A 23,233-nucleotide genomic window follows, 5' to 3' on the forward strand; every position below is an offset into this window, starting at 1 on the left:
CGGGCCTCATCGTGAGCACGCTCGCGAAGCTTTTAAGAGGCCCACCCCGGTTTGCGTTTTTGCAAGAAGGCCATCGTTCCCTCGATGCCTTCGGCTCCGGTCACCGCTTCGCTGAACCATTCAGCCGCTTGATCAAGCGACTCATCCGACGGCTGTCCGGCACTGGCCAGCAAGAGTTTCTTGGTCACCGCATTCGCCCCCGGCGCGCAACACAACACATGGGCCAACACCTCGTCGAGCCGTTCGGCCAGTGCCTGCGGATCATGCTCGACAAAATGCACCAGCCCCATGCGCCGTGCCTGAGTACCATCAAAACGTGCCGCCGTCAGGGCCAGGCGCCGGGTCTGGGTCAAGCCGATGCGTTGCACCACGAATGGCGCTATCTGCGCCGGCAGCAGGCCGAGGCTGGTTTCCGGCAGGCCGAATTGCGCCTGATGATCGGCCATGGCGATATCGCTGACACAGGCCAGGCCGAGACCGCCGCCGAGTACCGCGCCCTGCAGCACAGTAATCACCACTTGCGGTGCGTGTTGCACCTCCTGCAATAGCGCGCCGAACACCCGGTTCAGGTCCCGGTGCGCAGTTGGGCCTTGAGCGCGGGCATTGGCCATGTCCTTGAGGTCGCCGCCGGCACAGAAGTGCCCGCCGACGCCGCCGATCACCAGTGCGCGAACCCCGGGTTTATCGCGTACCGCGGCCAGCACCGAGCGTAACTCGGCGACCATCTGCAAGCTCATCGCATTGCGGCATTCCGGGCGGTTGAGGGTGATGTGCAACACGCCGTTGTGCAGTTCCAGCAGCAAAGTCTGGCAAACCGGCAGGTTGTTCATTTCTTTTTCCCCGGCAGAATGCCCATGAGTTTGCAGATGATCCCCAGCATGATTTCGTCGGCGCCGCCGCCGATCGACACCAGCCGTACATCGCGGTAAGCCCGGGCCACCGGGTTGTCCCACATGAAGCCCATGCCGCCCCAGTATTGCAGGCAACTGTCACTGACTTCGCGGCCCAGCCGCCCGGCCTTGAGCTTGGCCATGGAGGCCAGGCGCGTGACGTCCTGGCCTTTGATGTATTGCTCGGTAGCCTGATAGACCAGCGCTCGCAGGCATTCGATTTCGGTTTGCAGTTCCGCCAGGCGGAAGTGGATCACCTGATTGTCGATCAGCGCGTTGCCGAAGGTCTTGCGTTCCTTGCAGTATTCGATGGTGCTGTCGACGCAGTACTCCAGGCCCTTGATCATGTTGGCCGCGCCGAACAGGCGTTCCTCCTGGAATTGCAGCATCTGCATCATGAACCCCGCGCCTTCATGGCCGATGCGGTTGCGCTGCGGCACGCGCACGTTGTCGAAAAATACCTGGGCGGTTTCCGAGCTGCGCATGCCGAGCTTGTCCAGGTGCGAGCTCAAGCTGATGCCCGGTGTGTTCATCGGCACCATGATCAGCGACTTGTTGATGTGCGGCTTGTCGTCCGAGGTGTTGGCCAGCAGGCAGATGAAGTCGGCGCTCGGCGAGTTGGTGATCCACATCTTGCTACCGTTGATCACGTAGTCGTCGCCGTCCTTGCGCGCGGTGGTTTTCAGCCCGGCCACATCGGAACCGGCGTCGACTTCGGAGACGCCGATGCAGCCGACCTGTTCGCCGCTGATGGCCGGGCGCAGGAATTGCTCGCGTAGCTCATCGGAACCGAACCGTGCCAGCGCTGGGGTGCACATGTCGGTCTGCACGCCGATGGACATCGGAATGCCGCCGCAACGGATAGTGCCGAACTCTTCGGCGGCGACGATCGAATAGCTGTAGTCGAGCCCCATGCCGCCGAATTTTTCCGGTTTGGAAATGCCCAGCAAGCCGAGGTCGCCGGCCTTGCGAAAGATGTCGTGGATGGGGAAGCGCCCGGCCTTTTCCCACTCATCGACGTGGGGGTTGATCTCGTGCTCGACGAACTGGCGCACGGTGCGGCGCAGTGCTTCGTGTTCCTGGGTGAAGATCATTTTTATTGTTCTCCTGTTAGTCGGCTTAGAACCGCGCCACACCAAAGCTGTTGGTTTGCAGAGGCCGCACTTCGGCCTCGTGACAGATATCCAGCAGATAACCCAGCAAGGTCCGGGTATCGCGCGGGTCGATCAAACCGTCGTCCCACAGGTTGGCGCTGCCGTAGAGCGCCGTGGACTGGCTGTCGAGTTTCTGCGCGGTCACCTGTTCGAGCATGTCGAGCATTTTCGGGTCGGGCACCAGGCCGTCCTTGGCCTGTTTGGCCTCGGTGACGATGCGCAGCACCTTGCCCGCTTGCGCGCCGCCCATCACGGCGGTGCGGCTGTTGGGCCAGGCGAAGATGAAGCGCGGGTCGAGGCCGCGTCCGCACATCGCATAGTTGCCCGCGCCGTAGGAACCACCGACGACGATGGTCAGCTTTGGCACCCGGGCGTTGGCCACCGCCTGAATCATCTTCGCACCGTGTTTGATCACGCCTTGCTGCTCCGATTCGGTGCCGACCATGAACCCGGTGGTGTTGTGGAAAAACAGCAGCGGTGTCTGGCTCTGGTCGCACAGCTGGATGAACTGCGCGGCCTTGCTCGCGCCTTTTGGCGTGATCGGGCCGTTGTTGCCGATGAAGCCACAGGCGCGGCCCTGAATTTTCAGATGACCGCACACAGTCTGCTGATCGAACTCGCCCTTGAATTCAAGAAAGTTCGAAGCGTCGGCGAGACGGGCGATGATTTCGCGCACGTCGTAGGGTTTTTTCGAGTCATCCGGGATCAGGCCCAGCAACTCGTCGATGGGGTAGAGCGGCTCCTCCCAGCGACGTTCGGGGAGTGGGGGCAGTTGTTCGTTCCACGGCAGCAAGCTGACGATCTCGCGTACCTGGCGCACGCCGTCGGCGTCGTTTTCAGCCAGGTATTCGGCGGTGCCGGCGGTTTGTGCGTGCATCTCGGCACCGCCCAGTTCTTCATCGGTGGCGACTTCGCCGGTGGCGGCCTTGAGCAGTGGGGGACCTGCGAGAAACAGCTTGGCCTTGCCGCGTACCACCACCACGTAATCCGACAGCCCCGGCTGATAGGCGCCGCCCGCCGTGGCCGAGCCATGCACCACGGTGACTTGCGGCAAGCCCATGGCCGACATCCGCGCCTGATTGGCAAAGCTGCGCGCGCCTTCGACGAAAATCTCCGCCGCGTAATTGAGATTGGCGCCGCCACTTTCGGCGAGGGTGATCACCGGCAGTTTGTTTTCCATGGCGATCTGTTGCAGGCGCAGGGATTTCTTCAAGCCGCTGGGGGAGATGGTCCCGCCCCTGATCGCGCTGTTGTTGGCGACTACCAACACACGTACACCGGATACATAGCCGATCCCGGCGATCAAGCCGCCACCGGCGCAGCTGCCGTCCTTGTCGTCATGCAGCTTGTAGCCGGCCAGGCTCGCCAGCTCAAGAAACGGCGCGCCGGGATCCAGCAGCAGATTGAGGCGCTCGCGAGGCAGCAACTGGCCGCGCTTTTCGAACTTCGGCCTGGCTTCGGCCGCCTTGTTCAGCAGGTTCTGTTCGAGCACGCGAACTTGCTCGATGGCGCTCAGCATCGCCGCACGGTTCTGGGCGAACGGCTCGCTATGGGGATCGAGTAACGACTGAATCACCGGCATGGGTTATTCCTTGTCCTTCAACACGTCTGGTATGTAGGCGCGGTGGAAACCGTTGTACGACTCGCTGTTGGTCGCCTTGTGGATCGGCCAGGCGCGGCCGCCGAGGCTGGCGGCGCCATCGATGCGCAAGGTGCTGCCGCTGACAAACGCCGCTGCCGGGCTGAGCAAGAAAACAATCGCCGCGCTGACTTCCGATTCGGTGCCGATGCGCTTGAGCGGCACATGTTCGCGCAAGGTCGGGATCACGGCCTTGAAGGCGCCTTCGTAGGTGTCCATGCCGCTGGAGGCAATCCACCCCGGCGCCACGGCGTTGACCCGCACCCCGGCATGACCCCATTCGTACGCGGCAGTCTTGGTCAGGTTATCCATGCCCGAACGTGCCGCACCGGAGTGGCCCATACCTGGCATGCCACCCCACATGTCGGCGAGCATGTTGACGATGGCGCCGCCGTGCTTGCTCATGGACTGGTTGAACACTTCCCGGGCCATCAGGAAACCGCCTACCAGATTGGTGCGCATCACGGTTTCGAAACCCTTCTGATTGATCGAGGCCAAGGGCGACGGGTACTGCCCGCCTGCATTGTTGACCAGGCCATGAATGGGGCCATGCTTGCGGATCAATTCGCTGACCAGGTGCTCTACCGATTCTTCCTCGCGGATATCGCAAACCGCCCAATCGGCCTTGCCACCGTCGTCGGCGATCTCCGCCGCAACGGTTTTCAGTTTGTCGGCCTTGCGCCCGACCAGCAGCACATGGGCGCCGAGGGCCGCCAGTTCGTGGGCGGTGCAGCGGCCGATGCCACTGCCACCACCGGTGACGATGATGTTTTGGCCGGCAAACAAATCGGCTTTGAAAATCGAATCGTAGGCCATGGCGGCAATCCTCTAGTTGAACTGGTCGGCGATGCGCTGCGGCACCGGGATCTGGATTTCCAGCAGTTGCTGGGCGAAGGCCTTGCCTTGCGGATCGATGCGCAGGCTGGCGACACCGCCGCCGCCGAGGGCGTTTTCCAGCAGGAAATTCAGGCTGTGGCTGGCCGGCAAGTACCAGCGTTCGACCCGCCCGTGGATGGGGTCGAGGACGTGGCCCATCCAGTCGACGATCACTTCCGGGGTCAAGGCCTCGGCAATCCATGGCAGGAATTCCGGCTCGCGGGCCATGACGCCGATATTGCTGTGGTTACCCTTGTCGCCCGAGCGTGCAACCGCCAGTTTGACCAGGGCCACGCTGGCGTCGGCCAGGCCAAGCGGTTTCGGCGGCGCGAGCGGGGCTGGCAGGTTCAGCGGGTCGAGCACATCGAGGGCGGGCAGGGCACACGGGTGGCGCTGGCCCATGAAATCAATGTCCAGCGTGCAGGCGGTTTTGTCGATCAGGAACGAGAACAGCCGGATCAGCGGATACACCGTCGGCCGGCCACCGACAATGCCGGTCAGCCCCGGCGCCATGCCGGTGGCGGCCTGGGCGATTTCCCTGGAGAACACGATCAATGCCTGCTTGTCCGGATGACGCACCGCGAGTTTGATCACCACTTCGCGGCTGTCATGGCGCTGGCCGTGGGGGCCGTAGGTGGCCTCGCTGCCCAGCAACTCGATACTCACGTCGCTGTAAGGCGCCCAGCCGCGCTGGCGGAACATTTCCGAGGTCTTGTTGATGATCGCATCACCGACCCGTCGCGCCTTGTCGACGGCATCGATGCCGGCGATCAGGCAACTGGCGGTGCAGCGGAAACCATCGGGGTACGTGGCGCTGACCTTGTATTGAGCGGTCGGCGGCAGGCCTTTGGCGCCGTGCACCTGCACCGCGTTCCTGCCCTGTTGCAGCAGTTTGACCTGAGTGAAATCGCACACCACGTCGGGCAGCAGGTATGCGCGAGGGTCACCGATTTCATACAGCATCTGTTCACCCACCGTCAGCGGCGTGACCAGCCCGCCCGTACCTTCAGGTTTGCTGACGATGAACTGGCTGTCGGCGCTGACTTCGACGATGGGAAAACCGATGTGTTCGTAGTCGGGCACGGCGCGCCAGTCGGTGAAGTTGCCGCCCGTGCACTGGGCGCCGCATTCGATGATGTGCCCGGCCAGTGCCGCCTGGGCGAGCTTGTCGTAGTCATGCCACGACCAGCCGAACTCATGCACCAGCGCGGCGCTGACCACCGCACTGTCGACCACGCGCCCGGTGATCACGATGTCCGCCCCCAGGCGCAGGGCTTCGACAATGCCGGGTGCGCCGAGGTAGGCATTGGTCGAGACGCACATCGATGGCAGGGGCGCGCCGCTGAACATTTCACGAATGCCCAGGTTGCCCAGCTGTTTGAATTGCGGCTGCAGATCGTCACCCAGCAGCACGGCGATCTTCAGCGCCACCCCGGCCTTGTCGCAGGCCGCTTGCAGGGCGGCGGCGCAGGCTTGGGGGTTGACCCCGCCGGCATTGCTGATGACCCGGATGTTCTGCTGCGCGAGCTGCCCCAGCAAGGGCGCGAGCACTTCGATGAAGTCGCCCGCATAGCCGGCCTGGGGATCTTTCATTCGCGCGCCGGCCATGATCGACAGGGTGATTTCGGCCAGGTAATCGAAGACCAGATAGTCCAGATGCCCGTGTTCGACCAGTTGCGCGGCAGCGGTCGAGGTATCGCCCCAGAAGGCGCTGGCGCAACCGATGCGAATTGTTTTAGGCGCAGTCCATTCCATAGCCACCTCCAACCGAAGTGCGTCGACATTACCAAGCAAGCGCTTGGTTTGTAAATGACTTGATTTTCTTCTGCCCAAGCGCTTGCTTGGTTGCATCCATGCGCTTAAATTGCCCGCGCAACCCCACTGTTTTCGGGGGGATCGGCGTTATTGATTGAACGACTGTAGGAGAGAACGGGTGGACGAGCAAAAAGCCCTGAGGGTGATGCGCCAATTGGTCGACGACGGCCAACTGACCGACCCGGACAGCGCCCGTGGCAAGCTGCTGCAAGTGGCGGCCCACCTGTTTCGCAATAAAGGCTATGAACGCACGACCGTGCGCGACCTGGCCGGCGCCGTGGGCATTCAGTCCGGGAGTATTTTCCATCACTTCAAGAGCAAGGACGGAATCCTGCGCGCCGTGATGGAGGAGACCATTCTCTACAACACCGCGTTGATGCGTGCGGCCATCGCCGAGGCCGGCAGTGTGCGCGAGCAGGTGCTTGCGCTGATTCGCTGTGAGTTGCAGTCGATCATGGGCGGCAGCGGTGAGGCCATGGCCGTGCTGGTCTACGAATGGCGCTCGCTGTCCGAAGAGGGCCAGGCCAAGGTCCTGGCGCTGCGGGACATCTACGAAGACATCTGGCTGCAAGTGCTGGGTGAAGCCAAGTCCGCGGGGTTTATCCGTGGCGATGTGTTTATCACCCGCCGCTTCCTGACCGGTGCATTGTCCTGGACCACCACCTGGTTTCGTGCCGGCGGCAGCATGAGTCTCGATCAGTTGGCCGATGAAGCGCTGATTCTGGTGCTGGAAGACCGGCAATAAGCTTGTATTGGCCAGCATTAAACTGGCTAACTTGTCGAAACCGCCTAGCTTGAATGCATGGGTACCGTTTTATTGGGGAGTGGGGCGTTTTGATGGGTTCGCCAATTCGGTCAGCCTCGCGGCTTTTGCTGGCGATGCTTACGGCGTCAACGATGATACCGTCCCAGGCTGCGCAACTGGTGCGCATAGGTGCCGCGCACTTTCCGCCCTATACCGTGCGCCCGGAATCCGGGGCCGATACCGGGTTGCTGCCGCAACTGGTCGAGGCCCTGAATGCATCGCAAACTGACTACCAGTTTGTCCTGGTGCCCACCTCCATTCCTCGGCGCTTCGGTGATTTCAAGCAGGGCCGGGTCGACATGGCCATTTTCGAAAATCCCGCCTGGGGTTGGGAAGAGATCCCCCACACGGCCGTCGACATGGGGCTGGAGGACGCTGAGATTTTTGTTGCGCAACGCCTGCCCGATCGACAGCAAAGCTATTTTGCCGACCTGAAAGGCAAGCGCCTGGCACTGTTCAGCGGCTATCACTACGAGTTCGCCAACTTCAATGCCGACCCTCTGTACCTCGCGAAAAACTACAACGCCACGCTGACTTATTCCCATGACAGCAATCTGCTGATGGTTTTACGCGACCGGGCCGACATTGCCCTGGTCACACGTTCGTACCTGAGCGACTACTTCCTGCGCAATGAAAAAGTCGCCGGCAGTTTGCTGGCGTCCCAGCGCGTCGACCAGGTCTATCACCATTACGCCATTCTGCGTCCGACCGCACCCATCAGCGGCGAGGCATTCGGCAAGTTGTTGCAAGGCTTGCGGGACAACGGCCAGATGTTGAAGATTTTCGAGCCGTACAAGATTGCGCTGGTGCCGGTCCAGCGCAATGCACCGGCGCCCCAAGTTGCCAATTGACGGTTTTTGGCTAAATTTCCCGCCCTGGCTCACGTCACTTCGTTGAACTGTCGACGATTATCGTGAGCCCGCCCCATGCCCAATCTCAATGACCTGACTGCCCTGTGTCTGCCGACGGGCAGTCGTCTTGCCGCTGATGAAACCGATTGCCGCCTGAGCCTCAGCCTGGAAGGGCAACCGTTGCCCGCCTTGCGGCTCAGTCGTGGCCGGGAGTTGAACGTGCAACTGGAGGAGCGCTTCAGTCGCCCTGAAGGGCAGGCATTGTGGACGGCCTGTTACTGGCTGTTCGCTCGTGACCCTGACTGTCAGCGTCTGACCTGGCAACTGCAAGAGGTGCCGGACGAAGCCGTGTCCAGCGGTCTGCTGATTCCGACTCCCGTCAGCGGCCAGTATCACTGCGAGCGCACCGTGTTCTGGCAGTTGCCGCCGCCGTGGCTGGGGCATTCCCTGACCGGCAGCTACCCGCAGCAGATGCTCATCACCGACGGCAAGCGCCACCCACGGCGGCCGGTCAAGCCCCGGGGTGAAGTGTATCAACGCTTCGATGCGCGGCTGGGTGCCCGGGTTTCCCTGCGCACGCTGGACATCGAGCAAGACCTGGCACGCTTCAACCGCTGGCAGAACAGTCCGCGAGTCGCGAGTTTCTGGCAGGAGGAGGGCAGCCTCGACCAGCATCGCCAATACCTGAGCAAACTCGTAGCCGACCCGCACACGCTGACGCTGATCGGTTGTTTCGACGACCAGCCCTTCGCTTATTTCGAAGTCTACTGGGCCAAGGAAGATCGCATCGCACCCTTCTATGAGGCCGGCGATTACGACCGTGGCATTCACATGCTGGTGGGCGAAGAAAATCACCGCGGCCCGCACAAGGTGGCGAGTTGGTTATCGGCGCTGGTGCATTACCTGTTTCTCGATGATCCGCGCACCCGGCGCGTGGTGGCCGAGCCCCGTGCCGATAACGCGAAGATGATCGGGTACATGCAGGAGCAGCGCTTTCACTGTGAGAAAGAGTTCGACTTCCCGCACAAGCGCGCGGCCTTGATGGTGTTGGGGCGGGAGCGGTTTTTTGATCGGTGCAGACTGGCTTGAAGCCTGAGACTCAAGATTCGTTGTGGTCTTGAGTCTCAGGCTTGCTCGCGAAGGGCGCGATGCAGATCCTGGATCTTATTGGCGAGCAGCTATATCACCCCGGTTGCCCGACACCTTGCGGCAATGCACCAACGCATCACGGATCATGAAGTTCACCAGGGTTGGCGAGACGCCGAGTTCCTTGGCGATGTCCTTTTGCGGTACGCCGTGCAGGCGATACATCTCGAAGGCGTAGCGGGTGCGGCTCGGCAACTCGGTCAACGCATCGGCAATGTGCTCCAGGGTCGAGAAATTGATGTGCGACGTTTCCGGGGACGCGCCCTGGATCACCACATTCAGCCCTTCCTCTTCAGGACCGGAATACTTCTGCTCCAGCGCCTGCTTGCGGTAATGGTCGATCGCCAGGTTGCGCACGATCTGGAACAGGTAGCTGAGCTGGGCCTTGATCGAACTGGTGATGGGCGGGGCCGATTGCAGCCGGAAGAAAGCATCCTGCACAACATCTTCGGCACGTGAGCGGCAACCGGTAATTCGGGCTGCAATCTTCACCAGGATCAGTCGATTGTCGACGAATGCCTGAAGTAGCGGTGTATCGCACCTGCTTGTGGATACTGGTTCCATCATGGAAATCACCCTGCTGCCAAAAGGTTAGTGGGACGGGGAAAAAAACCGGGGGGCCGTCCTACACATCGAGCGACAAATTAGGCTTAATGATAATTATTGTCAAATGAGAAAAAGAACTATTGCGCTGTAAGAGTGCAGAGTGAGAACTGCGACACGCTGACTCACTTGCGTCCACTTTGCGTTCCAGCCTGGCGACTAATTATTTCCAGACGTCATCCGTTCTCATTGGTGAATGGAACCGGGCAGCAGCCCCGGTCACAACCGCATTGCCAATGCCTTGCGCGGTCGGCGAAGACCGCGTCCTGCGCGCCCTCGATCAGGGTGCGACGTCAGAAAACCGATTCCAATTGCAAGCCGAATTCAGGCAGGAAACCTCATGAGCGACGCGTTCGAACTCCCCAGCACAATGGTCCAAGCCCTTCAGCGCCGCGCGGCCCTGACGCCGGATCGGGTGGCCCTGCGCTTTCTCGCCGAAACCCAGGACCAGGCGGTGCTGCTCAGCTATCGCGAACTGGACCTGCGGGCGCGGACGATTGCCGGCGCGTTGCAGACCCAAACGGATGTCGGCGACCGCGCGGTGTTGCTGTTCCCCAGCGGCCCGGATTACGTCGCGGCGTTCTTCGGTTGCCTGTACGCCGGGGTGATCGCGGTGCCGGCTTATCCGCCGGAGTCGACGCGCCGTCATCATCAGGAGCGCCTGCTGTCGATCATCAGCGATGCCCAGCCACGCTTGCTGCTGACCAGCGCCGGACTGCGCGAAGGGTTGCAGCAGATCGAAGGGGCGCCGCCGCTGCTGTGTGTCGATACCCTCGACGGTGCACTGGCCGAGCGCTGGGTCGCGGTGGACCTGCAGGCCGATCACATCGCCTTCCTGCAATACACCTCCGGCTCCACCGCGCTGCCCAAAGGCGTGCAAGTCAGCCACGGCAATCTGGTGGCCAACGAATTGCTGATTCGCCACGGTTTCGGCATTGACCTGAACCCCGACGATGTCATCGTCAGCTGGCTACCGCTGTACCACGACATGGGCCTGATCGGCGGCCTGCTGCAGCCGATTTTCAGCGGCGTGCCCTGTGTGTTGATGTCCCCGGCGTATTTCCTCGGCCGGCCGTTGCGCTGGCTGGAGGCGATCAGCGAATACGGCGGCACCATCAGCGGCGGGCCGGATTTTGCCTATCGCTTGTGCAGCGAACGGGTCAGCGAGTCAGCCCTGGAGCGGCTCGACCTGAGTGGCTGGCGCGTGGCGTATTCCGGTTCCGAACCGATTCGCCTCGACACCCTGGAACGCTTCGCCGGGAAGTTCGCCACCTGCGGTTTCACCGCGGACAGCTTCATGGCCTCCTATGGTCTGGCCGAAGCCACCTTGTTCGTGGCCGGCACCGCGCGCGGTAAAGGCATTGGCAACCTGCGGGTGGACGATCAGGCCCTGGCGCAGAACCGAGTCGAAGCGGGCGAGGGTAGCGCGATCATGAGTTGCGGTATCAGCCAACCGGCGCACGCGGTGCTGATCATCGATCCGGCCTCCCTCAGCGAACAGGCCGACAACGTCGTCGGCGAAGTCTGGGCCAGCGGGCCGAGCATCGCCTCAGGCTACTGGCGCAACCCCGAGGCGTCGGCCAAGACCTTCGTCCGGCACGCCGGCCAGACCTGGTTGCGCACCGGGGACCTGGGTTTCCTGCGCAATGGCGAGCTGTTCATCACCGGGCGCCTGAAGGACATGCTGATCGTGCGCGGGCACAACCTGTACCCGCAGGACATCGAGCAGACCGTCGAGCGCGAAGTGGAAGTGGTGCGCAAAGGCCGGGTTGCCGCCTTTGCCGTTACGGTTGATGGTCAGGAAGGTATCGGCATCGCCGCCGAAATCAGCCGCAGCGTGCAGAAAATCCAGCCACCGGAATCCTTGATCAAAGCCATTCGCCAAGCCGTCGCCGAGGCGTATCAGCAAGCGCCGAGCGTGGTGGTGCTGCTCAATCCGGGCGCGCTGCCCAAGACCTCCAGCGGCAAATTGCAGCGCTCGGCGTGTCGCAATCGCCTGGCGGACGGCAGTCTCGACAGCTACGCGATGTTCCCGTCGGCCGCCACACAAAGTGCAGGCCGGATCGAGTCGGGCTCCGAGCTGCAAAGCCTGATCGGCCAGATCTGGTGTGAGCAGTTGCAAGTGACGCAGGTGGGCGCCGATGATCATTTCTTCCTGCTCGGCGGCAACTCCATAGCGGCGACGCAAGTGGTGGCGCGCCTGCGTGAAGAGCTCGGTCTGGAGTTGAACCTGCGTCTGCTGTTCGAAGCGCCGACCCTCGGCGCATTCGCCGATGTCGTGGCCCGTCTGCAACAGGACGGTGGCCTGGCCCAGGGCTCGATCACGGCGCTGTCGCGCCAGCAACCGATGCCGCAATCGCTGGCACAAAACCGCCTGTGGATCACCTGGCAACTCGACCCGCAAAGCAGCGCCTATAACATTCCCGGTGCCTTGCGCCTGCGCGGCGAACTGGATGAGGACGCCTTGCGCGCCAGTTTCCAGCAGTTGATCGAGCGCCACGAATCCCTGCGCACGCGATTCTTCGAGCGCGACGGGGTGGCGCTGCAACAGGTCGTTGCGGCGGCCGGGTTCAACCTGCAACTGATCGATATCAGCGACCTGCCGACCGCCGAGCGTGAGGCCCGGGCGCAGCAGATCCGGGAGGACGAAGCACGAACCCAATTCGATCTGGAGAAAGGCCCGTTGCTGTGGGTGACGCTGGTTCGCCTCGACGACGAAGACCATCAGTTGCTGGTGACGATGCACCACATCATCGCTGACGGCTGGTCGCTGAACGTGCTGATCGACGAGTTCTCGCGCCTGTATGCGGCCGCCTCCCAGGGCCAGCAAGCGGAGCTGGCGCCGTTGCCGACGCAGTACGCCGATTACGGCAGTTGGCAGCGGCAATGGCTGGCGCAAGGGGAAGGCGAGCGTCAACTGGCCTACTGGAAGGACCGCTTGGGTGATAAGCATCCAACCCTGAACCTGGCCACCGACCATCCACGCGCTGCCCAACAACTGCACAGCGCCGCTCGCCACACCGTGCGTCTGGGCGCTCCCCTGAGCGATGGGATTCGCCAGACCGCCCAGGCCCATGAATCGACCGCCTTCATGCTGTTGCTGGCTGCGTTCCAGACCTTGTTGCACCGCTACAGCGGCCAGGGTGATATCCGTATCGGCGTGCCCAATGCCAACCGTCCGCGCCTGGAAACCCAGGGCCTGATCGGTTTCTTCATCAATACCCAGGTGCTGCGTGCCGAGGTGGACTCGCGCCTGCCATTCGTTGAGCTGCTGGCGCAGACCCGTCAGGCGGCGTTGGGTGCGCAGGCGCATCAGGACCTGCCGTTCGAGCAACTGCTGGAAGCCTTCCCGCAAGCCCGTGAACAAGGTCTGTTCCAGGTCATGTTCAACCATCAGCAACGGGACCTCGGCGCATTGAAGCGCTTGCCGGGGTTGTTGGCCGAAGAGTTGCCCTGGCATAGCCGCGAAGCCAAGTTCGATTTGCAGTTGCACAGTGAAGAAGACCGCAACGGTCGCCTGACCCTGTCCTTCGACTACGCCAGCGAATTGTTCGAGGCCGCCACCATCGAGCGCCTGGCCGAGCATTTCAGCAACCTGCTGCGCGCTGTCTGCGATCAAACGGACACCGCCATCGGTGACCTGCCGCTGTTGACCGCTGCCGAGCACCATCAGCAATCGGACTGGGCCAGCGCACCCTGCGCAGCGGCCAGCCAATGGCTGCCGGAGTGGCTCACTGAGCAGGCGCGCCAGACCCCGCAGCGCATCGCGCTGGTGTGGGACGGTGGCCAGATGGACTTCGTCGAACTGCACACCCGGGCCAACCGTCTGGCCCATTACCTGCGCGACAAAGGCGTTGGCCCGGACGTTTGCGTGGCCATCGCCTGCGAACGTTCGCCGCAACTGCTGATCGGCCTGCTGGCGATCCTCAAGGCCGGTGGCGCCTACGTGCCGCTGGACCCGGAGTACCCGGCCGAACGCCTGGCCTACATGCTCAGCGACAGCGGTGTTGAATTGCTGCTGACGCAAACCCGATTGCTTGAGTGCCTGCCAGCGACTGACGGCGTCAGCGTGATCGCCATGGACACCCTGCACCTGGACGGCTGGCCGAGCCATGCGCCGGGGTTGCACCTGCACGGCGACAACCTTGTCTATGTGATTTACACCTCCGGCTCCACGGGCCAGCCCAAAGGCGTCGGCAACACCCACGCCGCGCTGGCCGAGCGCCTGCAATGGATGCAGGACACTTACCGCCTGAACGAAACCGATGTGCTGATGCAAAAGGCGCCGATCAGTTTCGATGTTTCGGTGTGGGAGTGCTTCTGGCCGCTGATCACTGGCGCACGTTTGCTGATCGCCGGTCCCGGCGAACACCGCGATCCGCACCGCATCGCGCAGCTGGTGCAAGCGTACGGCGTGACCACATTGCACTTCGTGCCGCCGCTGCTTTCGCTGTTCATCGAGGAGCCGCTGAGCGCTGAATGTACCAGCCTGCGCCGGGTGTTCTCCGGGGGCGAGGCCTTGCCGGCGGAGCTGCGCAACCGGGTGCTGGCGCAACTGCCGGCGGTGCAACTGCACAACCGCTACGGACCGACTGAAACCGCAATCAACGTCACCCACTGGCAATGCTCCAGCGCCGATGGCGAACGCTCGCCGATTGGCCGGCCGCTGGGCAATGTGATTTGCCGCGTGCTCGACAACGATCTCAATCCCGTTCCGGTCGGTGTGCCGGGTGAGTTGTGCATCAGCGGCGTTGGCCTGGCCCGTGGTTACCTCGGTCGCCCGGCGTTGACCGCCGAACGCTTCGTGGTCGATCCGTTGGGCGAGCCGGGCGCGCGCCTGTATCGCACTGGCGACCGGGCGCGCTGGACGGCGGATGGCGTGATCGAATACCTCGGCCGTCTCGATCAGCAGGTCAAGTTGCGCGGGTTCCGCGTCGAGCCGGAGGAAATCCAGGCGCGCCTGCTGGCCCAGGACGGCGTTGCGCAAGCCGTGGTGCTGGTGCGCGACACCGTGGCCGGGGCGCAGTTGATTGGTTACTACACCGCAGCGAACTATGCCGGGGAGGAAGCCGGGCAAACCGCCCGCCTGAAAAGCGCTTTGGCCGCCGAACTGCCCGAATACATGGTCCCGGCACAATTGATGCGCCTGGAACAAATGCCCCTCGGCCCGAGCGGCAAACTCGATCGCCGTGCCTTGCCGGAACCGCAGTGGCAGGTTCGCGAACACGTCGAGCCAGTGACTGAACTGGAGCAACACGTCGCCGGAATCTGGCGCGAAGTGCTGGGCCTGGCGCAAGTCGGTTTGCGCGATGATTTTTTTGCCCTCGGCGGCCACTCGCTGCTGGCCACGCAAATCATCTCCCGCACCCGCCAGGCCTGCGATGTCGAGTTGCCGCTGCGGGCACTGTTCGAACACAGCGAACTCGGTGCATTTGCCGAACAGGTTCGCCTGATCCAGGTCAGTGGCAGCACCAACAAGCAGCCGCCCATTGAAAAAGTCGACCGCAGCCAACCGGTGCCGCTGTCCTATTCCCAGCAGCGCATGTGGTTCCTCTGGCAGATGGAGCCGGACAGCCCGGCCTACAACGTCGGGGGCATGGCGCGGTTGCGTGGCGTGCTCGACGTAGCGCGTTTCGAGGCGGCGCTGCAAGCCCTGATCCTGCGTCACGAAACCCTGCGCACCACGTTCCCGAGCATCGACGGCGTCGCCCGCCAGCAAGTACACGGGCAAACCGGCGTGCGCATGGATTGGAAGGATTTCACCGCGCTGGATGACGAAGTCCGCGAGTGGCAGGTCCAGCAACTGGCCGACGATGAAGCGCACCAGCCATTCGATCTGGAAACCGGACCGCTGCTGCGCGCCTGTCTGGTCAAGACTGCCGAACAGGAACACTACTTCGTTCTGACCCTGCACCACATCGTCACCGAAGGCTGGGCAATGGACATTTTTGCCCGGGAACTGAGCGCGCTGTACGAAGCGTTCGTCGATGATCGTGAATCACCGCTGGCGCCATTGCCGGTGCAGTACCTGGATTACAGCGTGTGGCAGCGTCAGTGGCTGGAGTCCGGCGAGCGTCAGCGCCAGCTCGATTACTGGAGCGCGCAACTGGGCCGCGAACACCCATTGTTGGAGTTGCCGACCGACCGTCCGCGTCCGCCGGTGCAAAGCCATCAGGGTGAGTTGTATCGCTTTGACCTCAGTGATGAGCTCGCGGCACGGGTTCGCGCCTTCAACGGGCAAAACGGCCTGACCCTGTTCATGACCATGACCGCCGCCCTGGCCACGCTGCTGTACCGCTACAGCGGCCAGACCGACCTGCGTATCGGCGCGCCGGTGGCCAACCGCATTCGACCGGAGAGCGAAGGGCTGATCGGCGCATTCCTCAACACCCAGGTGCTGCGCTGCCAGCTCGACGGGCAGATGTCTGTCGGCGAGTTGTTCGAGCTGGTGCGCCACACGGTGATCGAAGGCCAGTCCCATCAGGACCTGCCGTTCGATCATCTGGTGGAAGCCTTGCAACCACCCCGAAGCGCGGCCTACAACCCGTTGTTCCAGGTGATGTGCAACGTGCAGCGCTGGGAGTTCCAGCAAAGCCGCACCCTGGCCGGCATGACGGTCGAGTACCTGGCCAACGATGCCCGCGCGACCAAGTTCGACCTCAACCTGGAAGTCACCGACCTCGACCATCGCCTGGGTTGCTGCCTGACCTACAGCACCGATCTGTTCGACGAAGCGCGTATCGCGCAAATGGCCCGGCATTGGCGCAATCTTCTGCAAGCACTGATTGCCGATCCGCAGCAGCGCTTGAGTGAGTTGCCGCTGCTGGCCGGTGGCGAACAACAACACCTGCTCGACAGCCTTGGCGTCGAGCCGGGCGAACATCGGCTGGATCAGTGCATCCATCACCTGTTCGCCGAGCAAGCGTTGACGCGCAAAGACGCTCCGGCCCTGACCTTCGCCGGGCAGACCCTGAGCTACGCCGAACTCGACAACCGCGCCAACCGCCTCGCGTGGATGCTGCGTGAACGCGGTGTCGGTCCGCAGGTGCGCGTGGGCCTGGCACTGGAGCGCTCGCTGGAGATGGTTGTCGGCCTGCTGGCGATCCTCAAGGCTGGCGGCGCCTATGTGCCGCTGGATCCGGAGTACCCGCTGGACCGCTTGCACTACATGATCGAAGACAGCGGCATCGGTTTGCTGCTCAGCGATGCGGCGATGTTCAAGGCTTTGGGCGAATTGCCGGCGACCGTCGGCCGCTGGTGCCTTGAAGAAGACGCGGCGGCACTGGTCAGTTACCCGGCCACCGAGCTGCCGCTGATCAGCCTGGCGCAGCATCAGGCGTACCTGATCTACACCTCGGGCTCGACCGGCAAGCCGAAAGGCGTGGTGGTGTCCCACGGCGAAATCGCCATGCATTGCCGCGCGGTGATCGAGCGCTTCGCCATGCGCGCCGATGACTGCGAACTGCACTTCTATTCGATCAACTTCGACGCTGCCACGGAGCGTTTGCTGGTGCCGTTGCTCAGCGGTGCGCAAGTGGTGCTGCGGGCTCAAGGGCAGTGGGACGCGGAAGAAATCTGTGGCCTGATCCGTCGTCATCACATCAATGTCCTCGGTTTCACGCCGAGCTACGGCAGCCAGTTGGCGCAATGGCTGGCAACGCAAAATGAAACCCTGCCGGTGCGCATGATCATCACCGGCGGCGAAGCGTTGACCGGTGAACACCTGGCACGCATTCGCGCAGCCTTCCAGCCGATCCAGTTCTTCAACGCCTACGGCCCGACCGAAACCGTGGTCATGCCGCTGGCCGGTCTCGCCCCTGAAGTACTGGAAGAGGGCGCCGCAAGTGTACCGATCGGCAGCGTGATCGGCGATCGCGTGGCCTACATTCTCGACGCCGACCTGGCGTTGGTGCCGCAAGGCGCGACGGGCGAGTTGTACGTCGGTGGCGCGGGCCTGGCCCAGGGTTATCACCAGCGTCCGGGCACGACCGCGGAGCGCTTTGTCGCCGATCCGTTTGCCGCCGGCGGCGGGCGTATCTACCGCACCGGCGACCTGGTGCGCCAGCGCGTCGATGGCCTGGTGGAATACCTCGGTCGCATCGACCATCAAGTGAAGATTCGCGGCTTCCGCATCGAGCTCGGTGAAATCGAAACCTGTCTGCTGGAGCACGAATCGATCCGTGAAGCGGTGGTGCTGGCGCTCGATGTACCGAGCGGCAAGCAACTGGTCGGCTATCTGGTGACTGACGTCGCCGAACAGAGCGAAGCACAGCAATCGGTCTTGCGCGAGGCCCTCAAGGCGCATCTGAAATCGCAACTGCCAGACTACATGGTGCCCACGCACCTGATCCTGCTGGGCAGCATGCCGCTGACCGCCAACGGCAAACTCGACCGCCGCGCTCTCCCGGCGCCGGACCCGGAGCTGAATCGCCATCACTACGTAGCGCCGAGCAACGAGCTTGAAGTGAGCCTCGCGCAGATCTGGTGCGAAGTGCTGAACGTCGGACAGGTCGGCCTCAACGACAACTTCTTCGAGTTGGGCGGTGACTCGATCCTGTCGATCCAGGTGGTCAGCCGGGCACGGCAGCAGGGCATTCACTTCAGCCCTCGCGACCTGTTCCAGCACCAGACCGTGCAGACCCTCGCCGCCGTGGCCAGCCGCACCGAGCAGGTCAGCGCCGAGCAGGGTTTGATCATCGGCGAATCGCACCTGACGCCGATCCAGCACTGGTTCTTCGACACCGACATCCCGCAACGCCAGCATTGGAACCAGGCGTTGTTGCTGCACCCGACTGTGGCCCTCGAACCCCATCGTCTGGAGCAAGCACTGCTGGCGGTGATCGAGCAGCACGACGCCTTGCGCCTGCGTTTCAGCAAGGTCGCCGGCCAATGGCAGGCCACGCACCAGTCGATGTTCGAAGCGCCGGTGTTGTGGCAGGTGCGCGTTTCGTCCATGGACAAATGCGCAGCCTTGTTCGCCGATGCCCAGCGCAGCCTCGACCTCGAAGAGGGACCGCTAATACGCGTGTTGCTGGTCGATGGTCCCGAGGGCCAGCAACGGCTGTTCATCGCGATTCACCACTTGGTCGTCGATGGCGTTTCATGGCGCGTGCTACTGGACGATCTGCAAACCGTGTATCGCCAACTGCACGCGCAGCAGTCGGTGAAACTGCCAGCGAAAACCAGCGCCTTCAAAGACTGGGCCGCTCGCTTGCAGGCCTACGCCGGCAGCGATTCCTTGCGCGAGGAACTGGATTGGTGGCAGGCACACCTGGCCGGACCAATTGCCGATCTGCCCTGCGATCACCCCGAGGGCGGGCGGCAGAACCGGCATGGGCAAAGCGTCAGCGTGCGTCTCGACAGCGAGCGTACCCGGCAGTTGCTGCAACAGGCACCGAGTGCCTATCGCACCCAGGTCAACGACTTGCTGCTGACCGCATTGGCCCGCGTGCTGTGCCGCTGGAGCGGTCAGCCATCGGCGCTGATTCAACTGGAAGGCCACGGCCGCGAAGCGCTGTTCGACGACATCGACCTGACCCGCACCGTCGGCTGGTTCACCAGCGCTTATCCGCTGCGCCTGACCCCGTCGAACATCGAAGAAGCGGCCGGGCAGGGCGCGTCGATCAAGGCGATCAAGGAGCAACTGCGTGCCGTGCCGCACAAAGGCCTGGGCTATGGCGTGCTGCGCTATCTCGCCGATGACCGGAGTCGCCAGCGCATGGCCGGGTTGCCGGTGGCGCCGATCACCTTCAACTACCTCGGCCAGTTCGACCAGAGCTTCGGCGCGGACGCGCTGTTCCATCCACTGGATGAAGCCCTTGGCGCGGCCCACGATGGCAATGCCCCGCTACCCAACGAGCTGAGCGTCGACGGTCAGGTGTATGGCGGTGAACTGGTACTGCGCTGGACTTTCAGCGCAGAACGCTTCGATGGGCAAACCATCAACGAGTTGGCAGATGCCTACCTCGGTGAGTTGAGCAGCTTGATCGAGCATTGCCTGCGCGACGACGCGGGCGGCCTGACGCCGTCGGACTTCCCGCTGGCGAATCTCAGCCAGACGCAACTGGATGCGCTGCCGGTCCCGGCCGCCGCCATCGAAGACGTCTACCCGCTGACCCCTATGCAGGAAGGCATGCTGCTGCACACCTTGCTGGAGCCGGGCACCGGCCTGTACTACATGCAGGACCGCTACCGCATCAACAGCGAGCTCGACCCGCAGCGTTTCGCCCAGGCCTGGCAAGCAGTGATCGCCCGCCACGAAGCCTTGCGCGCGTCCTTTTGCTGGAACGTCGGAGAAGACATGCTGCAAGTGATCCACAAACCGGGCGACACGCCGATCGAATACCTCGACTGGAGCGATCTCGCCGAAGCCGAGCAGGAGTCGAAACTGCAATCCCTGCTCAAGACCGAACGCGAGGCCGGGTTCGATCTGCTCAACCAGGCGCCGTTCCACTTGCGTTTGATCCGTGTGGGCGAGGCGCGCTACTGGTTCATGATGAGCAACCACCACATCCTCATCGATGCCTGGTGCCGTTCGCTGCTGATGAGCGATTTCTTCGAAATCTACAGCGCCCTCGGCGAAGGCCGGGAAGCGCAGTTGGCGATGCCGCCACGTTATCGCGACTACATCGGCTGGCTGCAGCACCAAAGCCTGGCTGAAGCACGGCAATGGTGGAAAACCAATCTGCAGGGGTTCGAACGGACCACGCCTATCCCGAGCGACCGGCCATTGCTGCGCGAACATGCCGGCGACAGCGGCGGCATGATCGTCGGCGACCGCTACACAAGGCTCGATGCCCGGGACGGCGTGCAATTGCGCGAACTGGCCCAGGCCCATCAGCTGACCATCAATACCTTCGCCCAGGCGGCGTGGGCACTGGTGCTGCGACGCTTGAGCGGGGATCGCGACGTGCTGTTCGGCGTCACCGTGGCCGGGCGTCCGGTGGACATGCCACAGATGCAGCACACCGTCGGCCTGTTCATCAACAGCATCGCGCTGCGGGTGAAAATGCCCGAGGACGGCCAGCGTTGCAGTGTGCGCCAGTGGCTCAGCGGTCTGCTCGACCACAACATGCAACTGCGTGAATACGAATACCTGCCGCTGGTGAACATCCAGGAGCAAAGCGAACTGCCCAAGGGCCAGCCGCTGTTCGACAGCCTGTTCGTGTTCGAAAACGCCCCGGTTGAAGTCTCGGTGCTGGACCGTGCGCAGAGCCTCAACGCGACCTCGGATTCGGGGCGGACCCATACCAACTTCCCGCTCACGGCCGTGTGCTATCCGGGGGATGACCTGGGCTTGCACCTGTCCTACGACCAGCGCTACTTCGATGAGACCACGGTCGAGCGCATGCTCGGTGAGTTCAAGCGTCTGCTGCTGGCGTTGGTGGAAGGTTTCCATGGCGACATGGCTGACCTGCCGTTGCTGGGGGCCGAGGAGCAGGATTTCCTCATCCAGGGCTGCAACCAGAGCGAGCAGGATTACCCGCTGGAGCAGAGCTACGTTGCACTGTTTGAAACCCAGGTTGCCCGGAACCCGCAGCGGATTGCCGCCAGTTGCCTGGACCGCCAGTACAGTTATCTGGAGCTGAACCAGCGCAGCAACCGCCTCGGCCATGCATTGATCGCCGCCGGTGTCGGGCGCGATCAGCCAGTGGCCTTGCTGGCCGAACGCAGCCTCGATTTGCTGGGCATGATCATCGGCAGCTTCAAGGCGGGGGCGGGTTACCTGCCGCTGGACCCGGGTTTGCCGAGTCAGCGTCTGAACCGGATCATCGATCTGAGCCGCACGCCGTTGCTGGTGTGCACGCAAGCGTGTCGTGAGCAGGCGCAGGCCTTGCTTGAGGCGTTCGGCTGCTCCAGCCGGCCACGGCTGCTGGTCTGGGAGGAGGTCCAGACCCTGGCGGTGTCGGCGGACAATCCTGGCGTCTTCAGCGGCCCGGACAACCTCGCCTACGTGATCTACACCTCCGGTTCCACCGGTTTGCCCAAAGGCGTGATGGTCGAACAGTGCGGCATGCTCAACAACCAGTTGAGCAAGGTGCCGTACCTGAACCTGAGCGACGCCGACGTGATCGCGCAAACCGCGTCGCAAAGCTTCGATATTTCCGTGTGGCAGTTCCTCGCGGCGCCGTTGTTCGGCGCACGGGTGGACATCGTGCCGAACACCATCGCCCACGATCCCCAAGGTTTGCTCGCTCATGTGCAAAGCCAGGGCATCACCGTGCTGGAAAGCGTGCCTTCGCTGATCCAGGGCATGCTCGCCCAGGAACGCATGAGCCTCGACGGCTTGCGCTGGATGCTGCCGACGGGGGAAGCGATGCCGCCGGAACTGGCGCATCAATGGTTGCTGCGCTATCCGCAGATCGGCCTCGTGAATGCCTACGGCCCGGCGGAGTGCTCGGATGACGTGGCGTTCTTCCGGGTTGATTTGGCGTCGACTCGCGGCAGCTACCTGCCGATCGGTACGCCGACCGACAACAATAAGTTGTACCTGCTCGACGGAGCGCTGGAACTGGTGCCGCTGGGCGCGGTGGGTGAGCTGTGCGTGGCGGGGACCGGAGTCGGTCGCGGCTATGTCGGCGATCCGCTGCGCACCGCCCCGGTATTTGTGCCGAACCCGTTCGGCGCACCGGGTGAGCGCCTGTATCGCACCGGCGACCTGGCCCGCCGTCGCAGTGACGGTGTGCTGGAATACGTCGGCCGTGTCGATCATCAGGTGAAGATCCGTGGTTACCGTATCGAACTGGGTGAAATCGAGGCTCGCCTGCATGAACAAGCGGAAATTCGTGACGCAGCGGTCAGTGTGCAGGAAGGGGCGAACGGCAAGCATCTGGTGGGCTATCTGGTCGCGGCGGATGTTGCGTTCGATCCGGCTGAACGCCTGGAGCGCATCAAGCAACGCCTGCGTGCCGAATTGCCGGAATACATGGTGCCGCTGCACTGGCTGTGGCTGGACAAGCTGCCGCTCAACGCCAACGGCAAACTGGACCGCAAGGCTTTGCCTGCGCTGGAGATCGGCCAGCTGCAAAGCCAGGATTACCAGGCACCACGCAATGAGCTGGAGCAGGCCCTGGCAGACATCTGGGCCGAGGTGTTGAAGGTCGAGAAGGTGGGCGTTCGCGACAACTTCTTCGAGTTGGGCGGGCATTCGCTGCTGGCCACGCAAATCGCCTCGCGGGTGCAGAAAACCCTGCAACAGGAGGTGCCGTTGCGGGCGATGTTCGAATGCAGCACGGTGGAAGAACTGGCCCGGTACATTAACGGGTTGGCGGCCAGCGAGCTCACCGGGGAGAAGGTGGATCGCTTGAATGATTTGATGGCGGAGCTGGAGGGGCTTTGATTCCCTGGCGTCTGTAATGGCCCCATCGCGAGCAAGCTCGCTCCCACAGTAGTTTGTGGTGATCACATCATCTGTGATCGGCATAAATCGCTATGGGGCGAGCTTGCCCGCGAAG

Annotated in this window: 10 protein-coding genes; 4 read left to right on the plus strand and 6 right to left on the minus strand. The window is 63.0% G+C overall.

Annotated elements, in window-relative coordinates:
* Nucleotides 1-32 precede the first annotated feature (32 nt).
* Genes ASD95_RS26445 through ASD95_RS26465 form a run of 5 tightly spaced genes read right to left on the minus strand, consistent with a single transcriptional unit; the run spans nt 33 to nt 6,314 of the window.
* Nucleotides 33-830, minus strand: coding sequence for an enoyl-CoA hydratase/isomerase family protein (locus ASD95_RS26445; protein WP_056727070.1), 798 nt, complete (start codon nt 828-830; stop codon nt 33-35).
* Nucleotides 827-1,984, minus strand: a complete 1,158-nt coding sequence (gene atuD, locus ASD95_RS26450; protein ID WP_056727069.1) for a citronellyl-CoA dehydrogenase — start codon at nt 1,982-1,984, stop codon at nt 827-829. The genes ASD95_RS26445 and atuD overlap by 4 nt, the downstream gene beginning before the upstream one ends.
* 25 nt (nt 1,985-2,009) lie before the next feature.
* Nucleotides 2,010-3,626 (minus strand): geranyl-CoA carboxylase subunit beta, encoded by a 1,617-nt coding sequence (gene atuC, locus ASD95_RS26455; protein ID WP_056727068.1) that lies wholly within the window; start codon nt 3,624-3,626, stop codon nt 2,010-2,012.
* A gap of 3 nt (nt 3,627-3,629) precedes the next feature.
* Complete coding sequence (locus ASD95_RS26460) at nt 3,630-4,499, minus strand: SDR family oxidoreductase (protein ID WP_056727067.1); 870 nt, start codon at nt 4,497-4,499, stop codon at nt 3,630-3,632.
* Nucleotides 4,500-4,511: 12 nt separating this feature from the next.
* Entirely contained in the window at nt 4,512-6,314 is a 1,803-nt protein-coding gene (locus tag ASD95_RS26465; protein WP_056727066.1) for an acyclic terpene utilization AtuA family protein, read from the minus strand.
* Nucleotides 6,315-6,492: 178 nt separating this feature from the next.
* Between ASD95_RS26465 and ASD95_RS26470 the strand changes: the two genes are divergently transcribed.
* The 3 genes from ASD95_RS26470 to ASD95_RS26480 all read left to right on the plus strand — a co-directional run bounded on the left by ASD95_RS26470 (nt 6,493) and on the right by ASD95_RS26480 (nt 9,119).
* The gene (locus ASD95_RS26470) at nt 6,493-7,119 is read left to right on the plus strand and encodes a TetR/AcrR family transcriptional regulator (RefSeq protein ID WP_056727065.1); all 627 of its coding nucleotides are present in this window, start codon (nt 6,493-6,495) and stop codon (nt 7,117-7,119) included.
* A 92-nt stretch (nt 7,120-7,211) separates the two neighbouring features.
* Nucleotides 7,212-8,030 carry a substrate-binding periplasmic protein gene (locus tag ASD95_RS26475; RefSeq protein WP_056727064.1) on the plus strand — a complete coding sequence of 273 codons (819 nt, stop codon included), beginning with the start codon at nt 7,212-7,214 and terminating at the stop codon, nt 8,028-8,030.
* A gap of 75 nt (nt 8,031-8,105) precedes the next feature.
* Complete coding sequence (locus ASD95_RS26480; protein ID WP_056727063.1) at nt 8,106-9,119, plus strand: GNAT family N-acetyltransferase; 1,014 nt, start codon at nt 8,106-8,108, stop codon at nt 9,117-9,119.
* 75 nt (nt 9,120-9,194) lie between these two features.
* Here the strand turns inward: ASD95_RS26480 and ASD95_RS26485 are convergent, their stop codons facing one another.
* Nucleotides 9,195-9,743: an RNA polymerase factor sigma-70 gene (locus tag ASD95_RS26485; protein WP_056727062.1), complete on the minus strand. Its 549-nt coding sequence runs from the start codon at nt 9,741-9,743 to the stop codon at nt 9,195-9,197.
* 376 nt (nt 9,744-10,119) lie between these two features.
* Between ASD95_RS26485 and ASD95_RS26490 the strand changes: the two genes are divergently transcribed.
* Complete coding sequence (locus tag ASD95_RS26490) at nt 10,120-23,118, plus strand: non-ribosomal peptide synthetase (protein WP_056727061.1); 12,999 nt, start codon at nt 10,120-10,122, stop codon at nt 23,116-23,118.
* The last annotated feature ends 115 nt before the right edge of the window (nt 23,119-23,233 follow it).

Origin of the sequence: Pseudomonas sp. Root71, from assembly GCF_001429045.1 — a bacterium.
Lineage (GTDB): Bacteria > Pseudomonadota > Gammaproteobacteria > Pseudomonadales > Pseudomonadaceae > Aquipseudomonas > Aquipseudomonas monachiensis.

Excerpts from the sequence above, each read along its gene's own strand:
- ASD95_RS26445 (WP_056727070.1), bottom strand. The coding sequence starts at position 830 with ATGAACAACCTGCCGGTTTGCCAGACTTTGCTGCTGGAACTGCACAAC.
- atuD (WP_056727069.1), bottom strand. The coding sequence starts at position 1,984 with ATGATCTTCACCCAGGAACACGAAGCACTGCGCCGCACCGTGCGCCAG.
- atuC (WP_056727068.1), bottom strand. The coding sequence starts at position 3,626 with ATGCCGGTGATTCAGTCGTTACTCGATCCCCATAGCGAGCCGTTCGCC.
- ASD95_RS26460 (WP_056727067.1), bottom strand. The coding sequence starts at position 4,499 with ATGGCCTACGATTCGATTTTCAAAGCCGATTTGTTTGCCGGCCAAAAC.
- ASD95_RS26465 (WP_056727066.1), bottom strand. The coding sequence starts at position 6,314 with ATGGAATGGACTGCGCCTAAAACAATTCGCATCGGTTGCGCCAGCGCC.
- ASD95_RS26475 (WP_056727064.1), top strand. The coding sequence starts at position 7,212 with ATGGGTTCGCCAATTCGGTCAGCCTCGCGGCTTTTGCTGGCGATGCTT.
- ASD95_RS26480 (WP_056727063.1), top strand. The coding sequence starts at position 8,106 with ATGCCCAATCTCAATGACCTGACTGCCCTGTGTCTGCCGACGGGCAGT.
- ASD95_RS26485 (WP_056727062.1), bottom strand. The coding sequence starts at position 9,743 with ATGATGGAACCAGTATCCACAAGCAGGTGCGATACACCGCTACTTCAG.
- ASD95_RS26490 (WP_056727061.1), top strand. The coding sequence starts at position 10,120 with ATGAGCGACGCGTTCGAACTCCCCAGCACAATGGTCCAAGCCCTTCAG.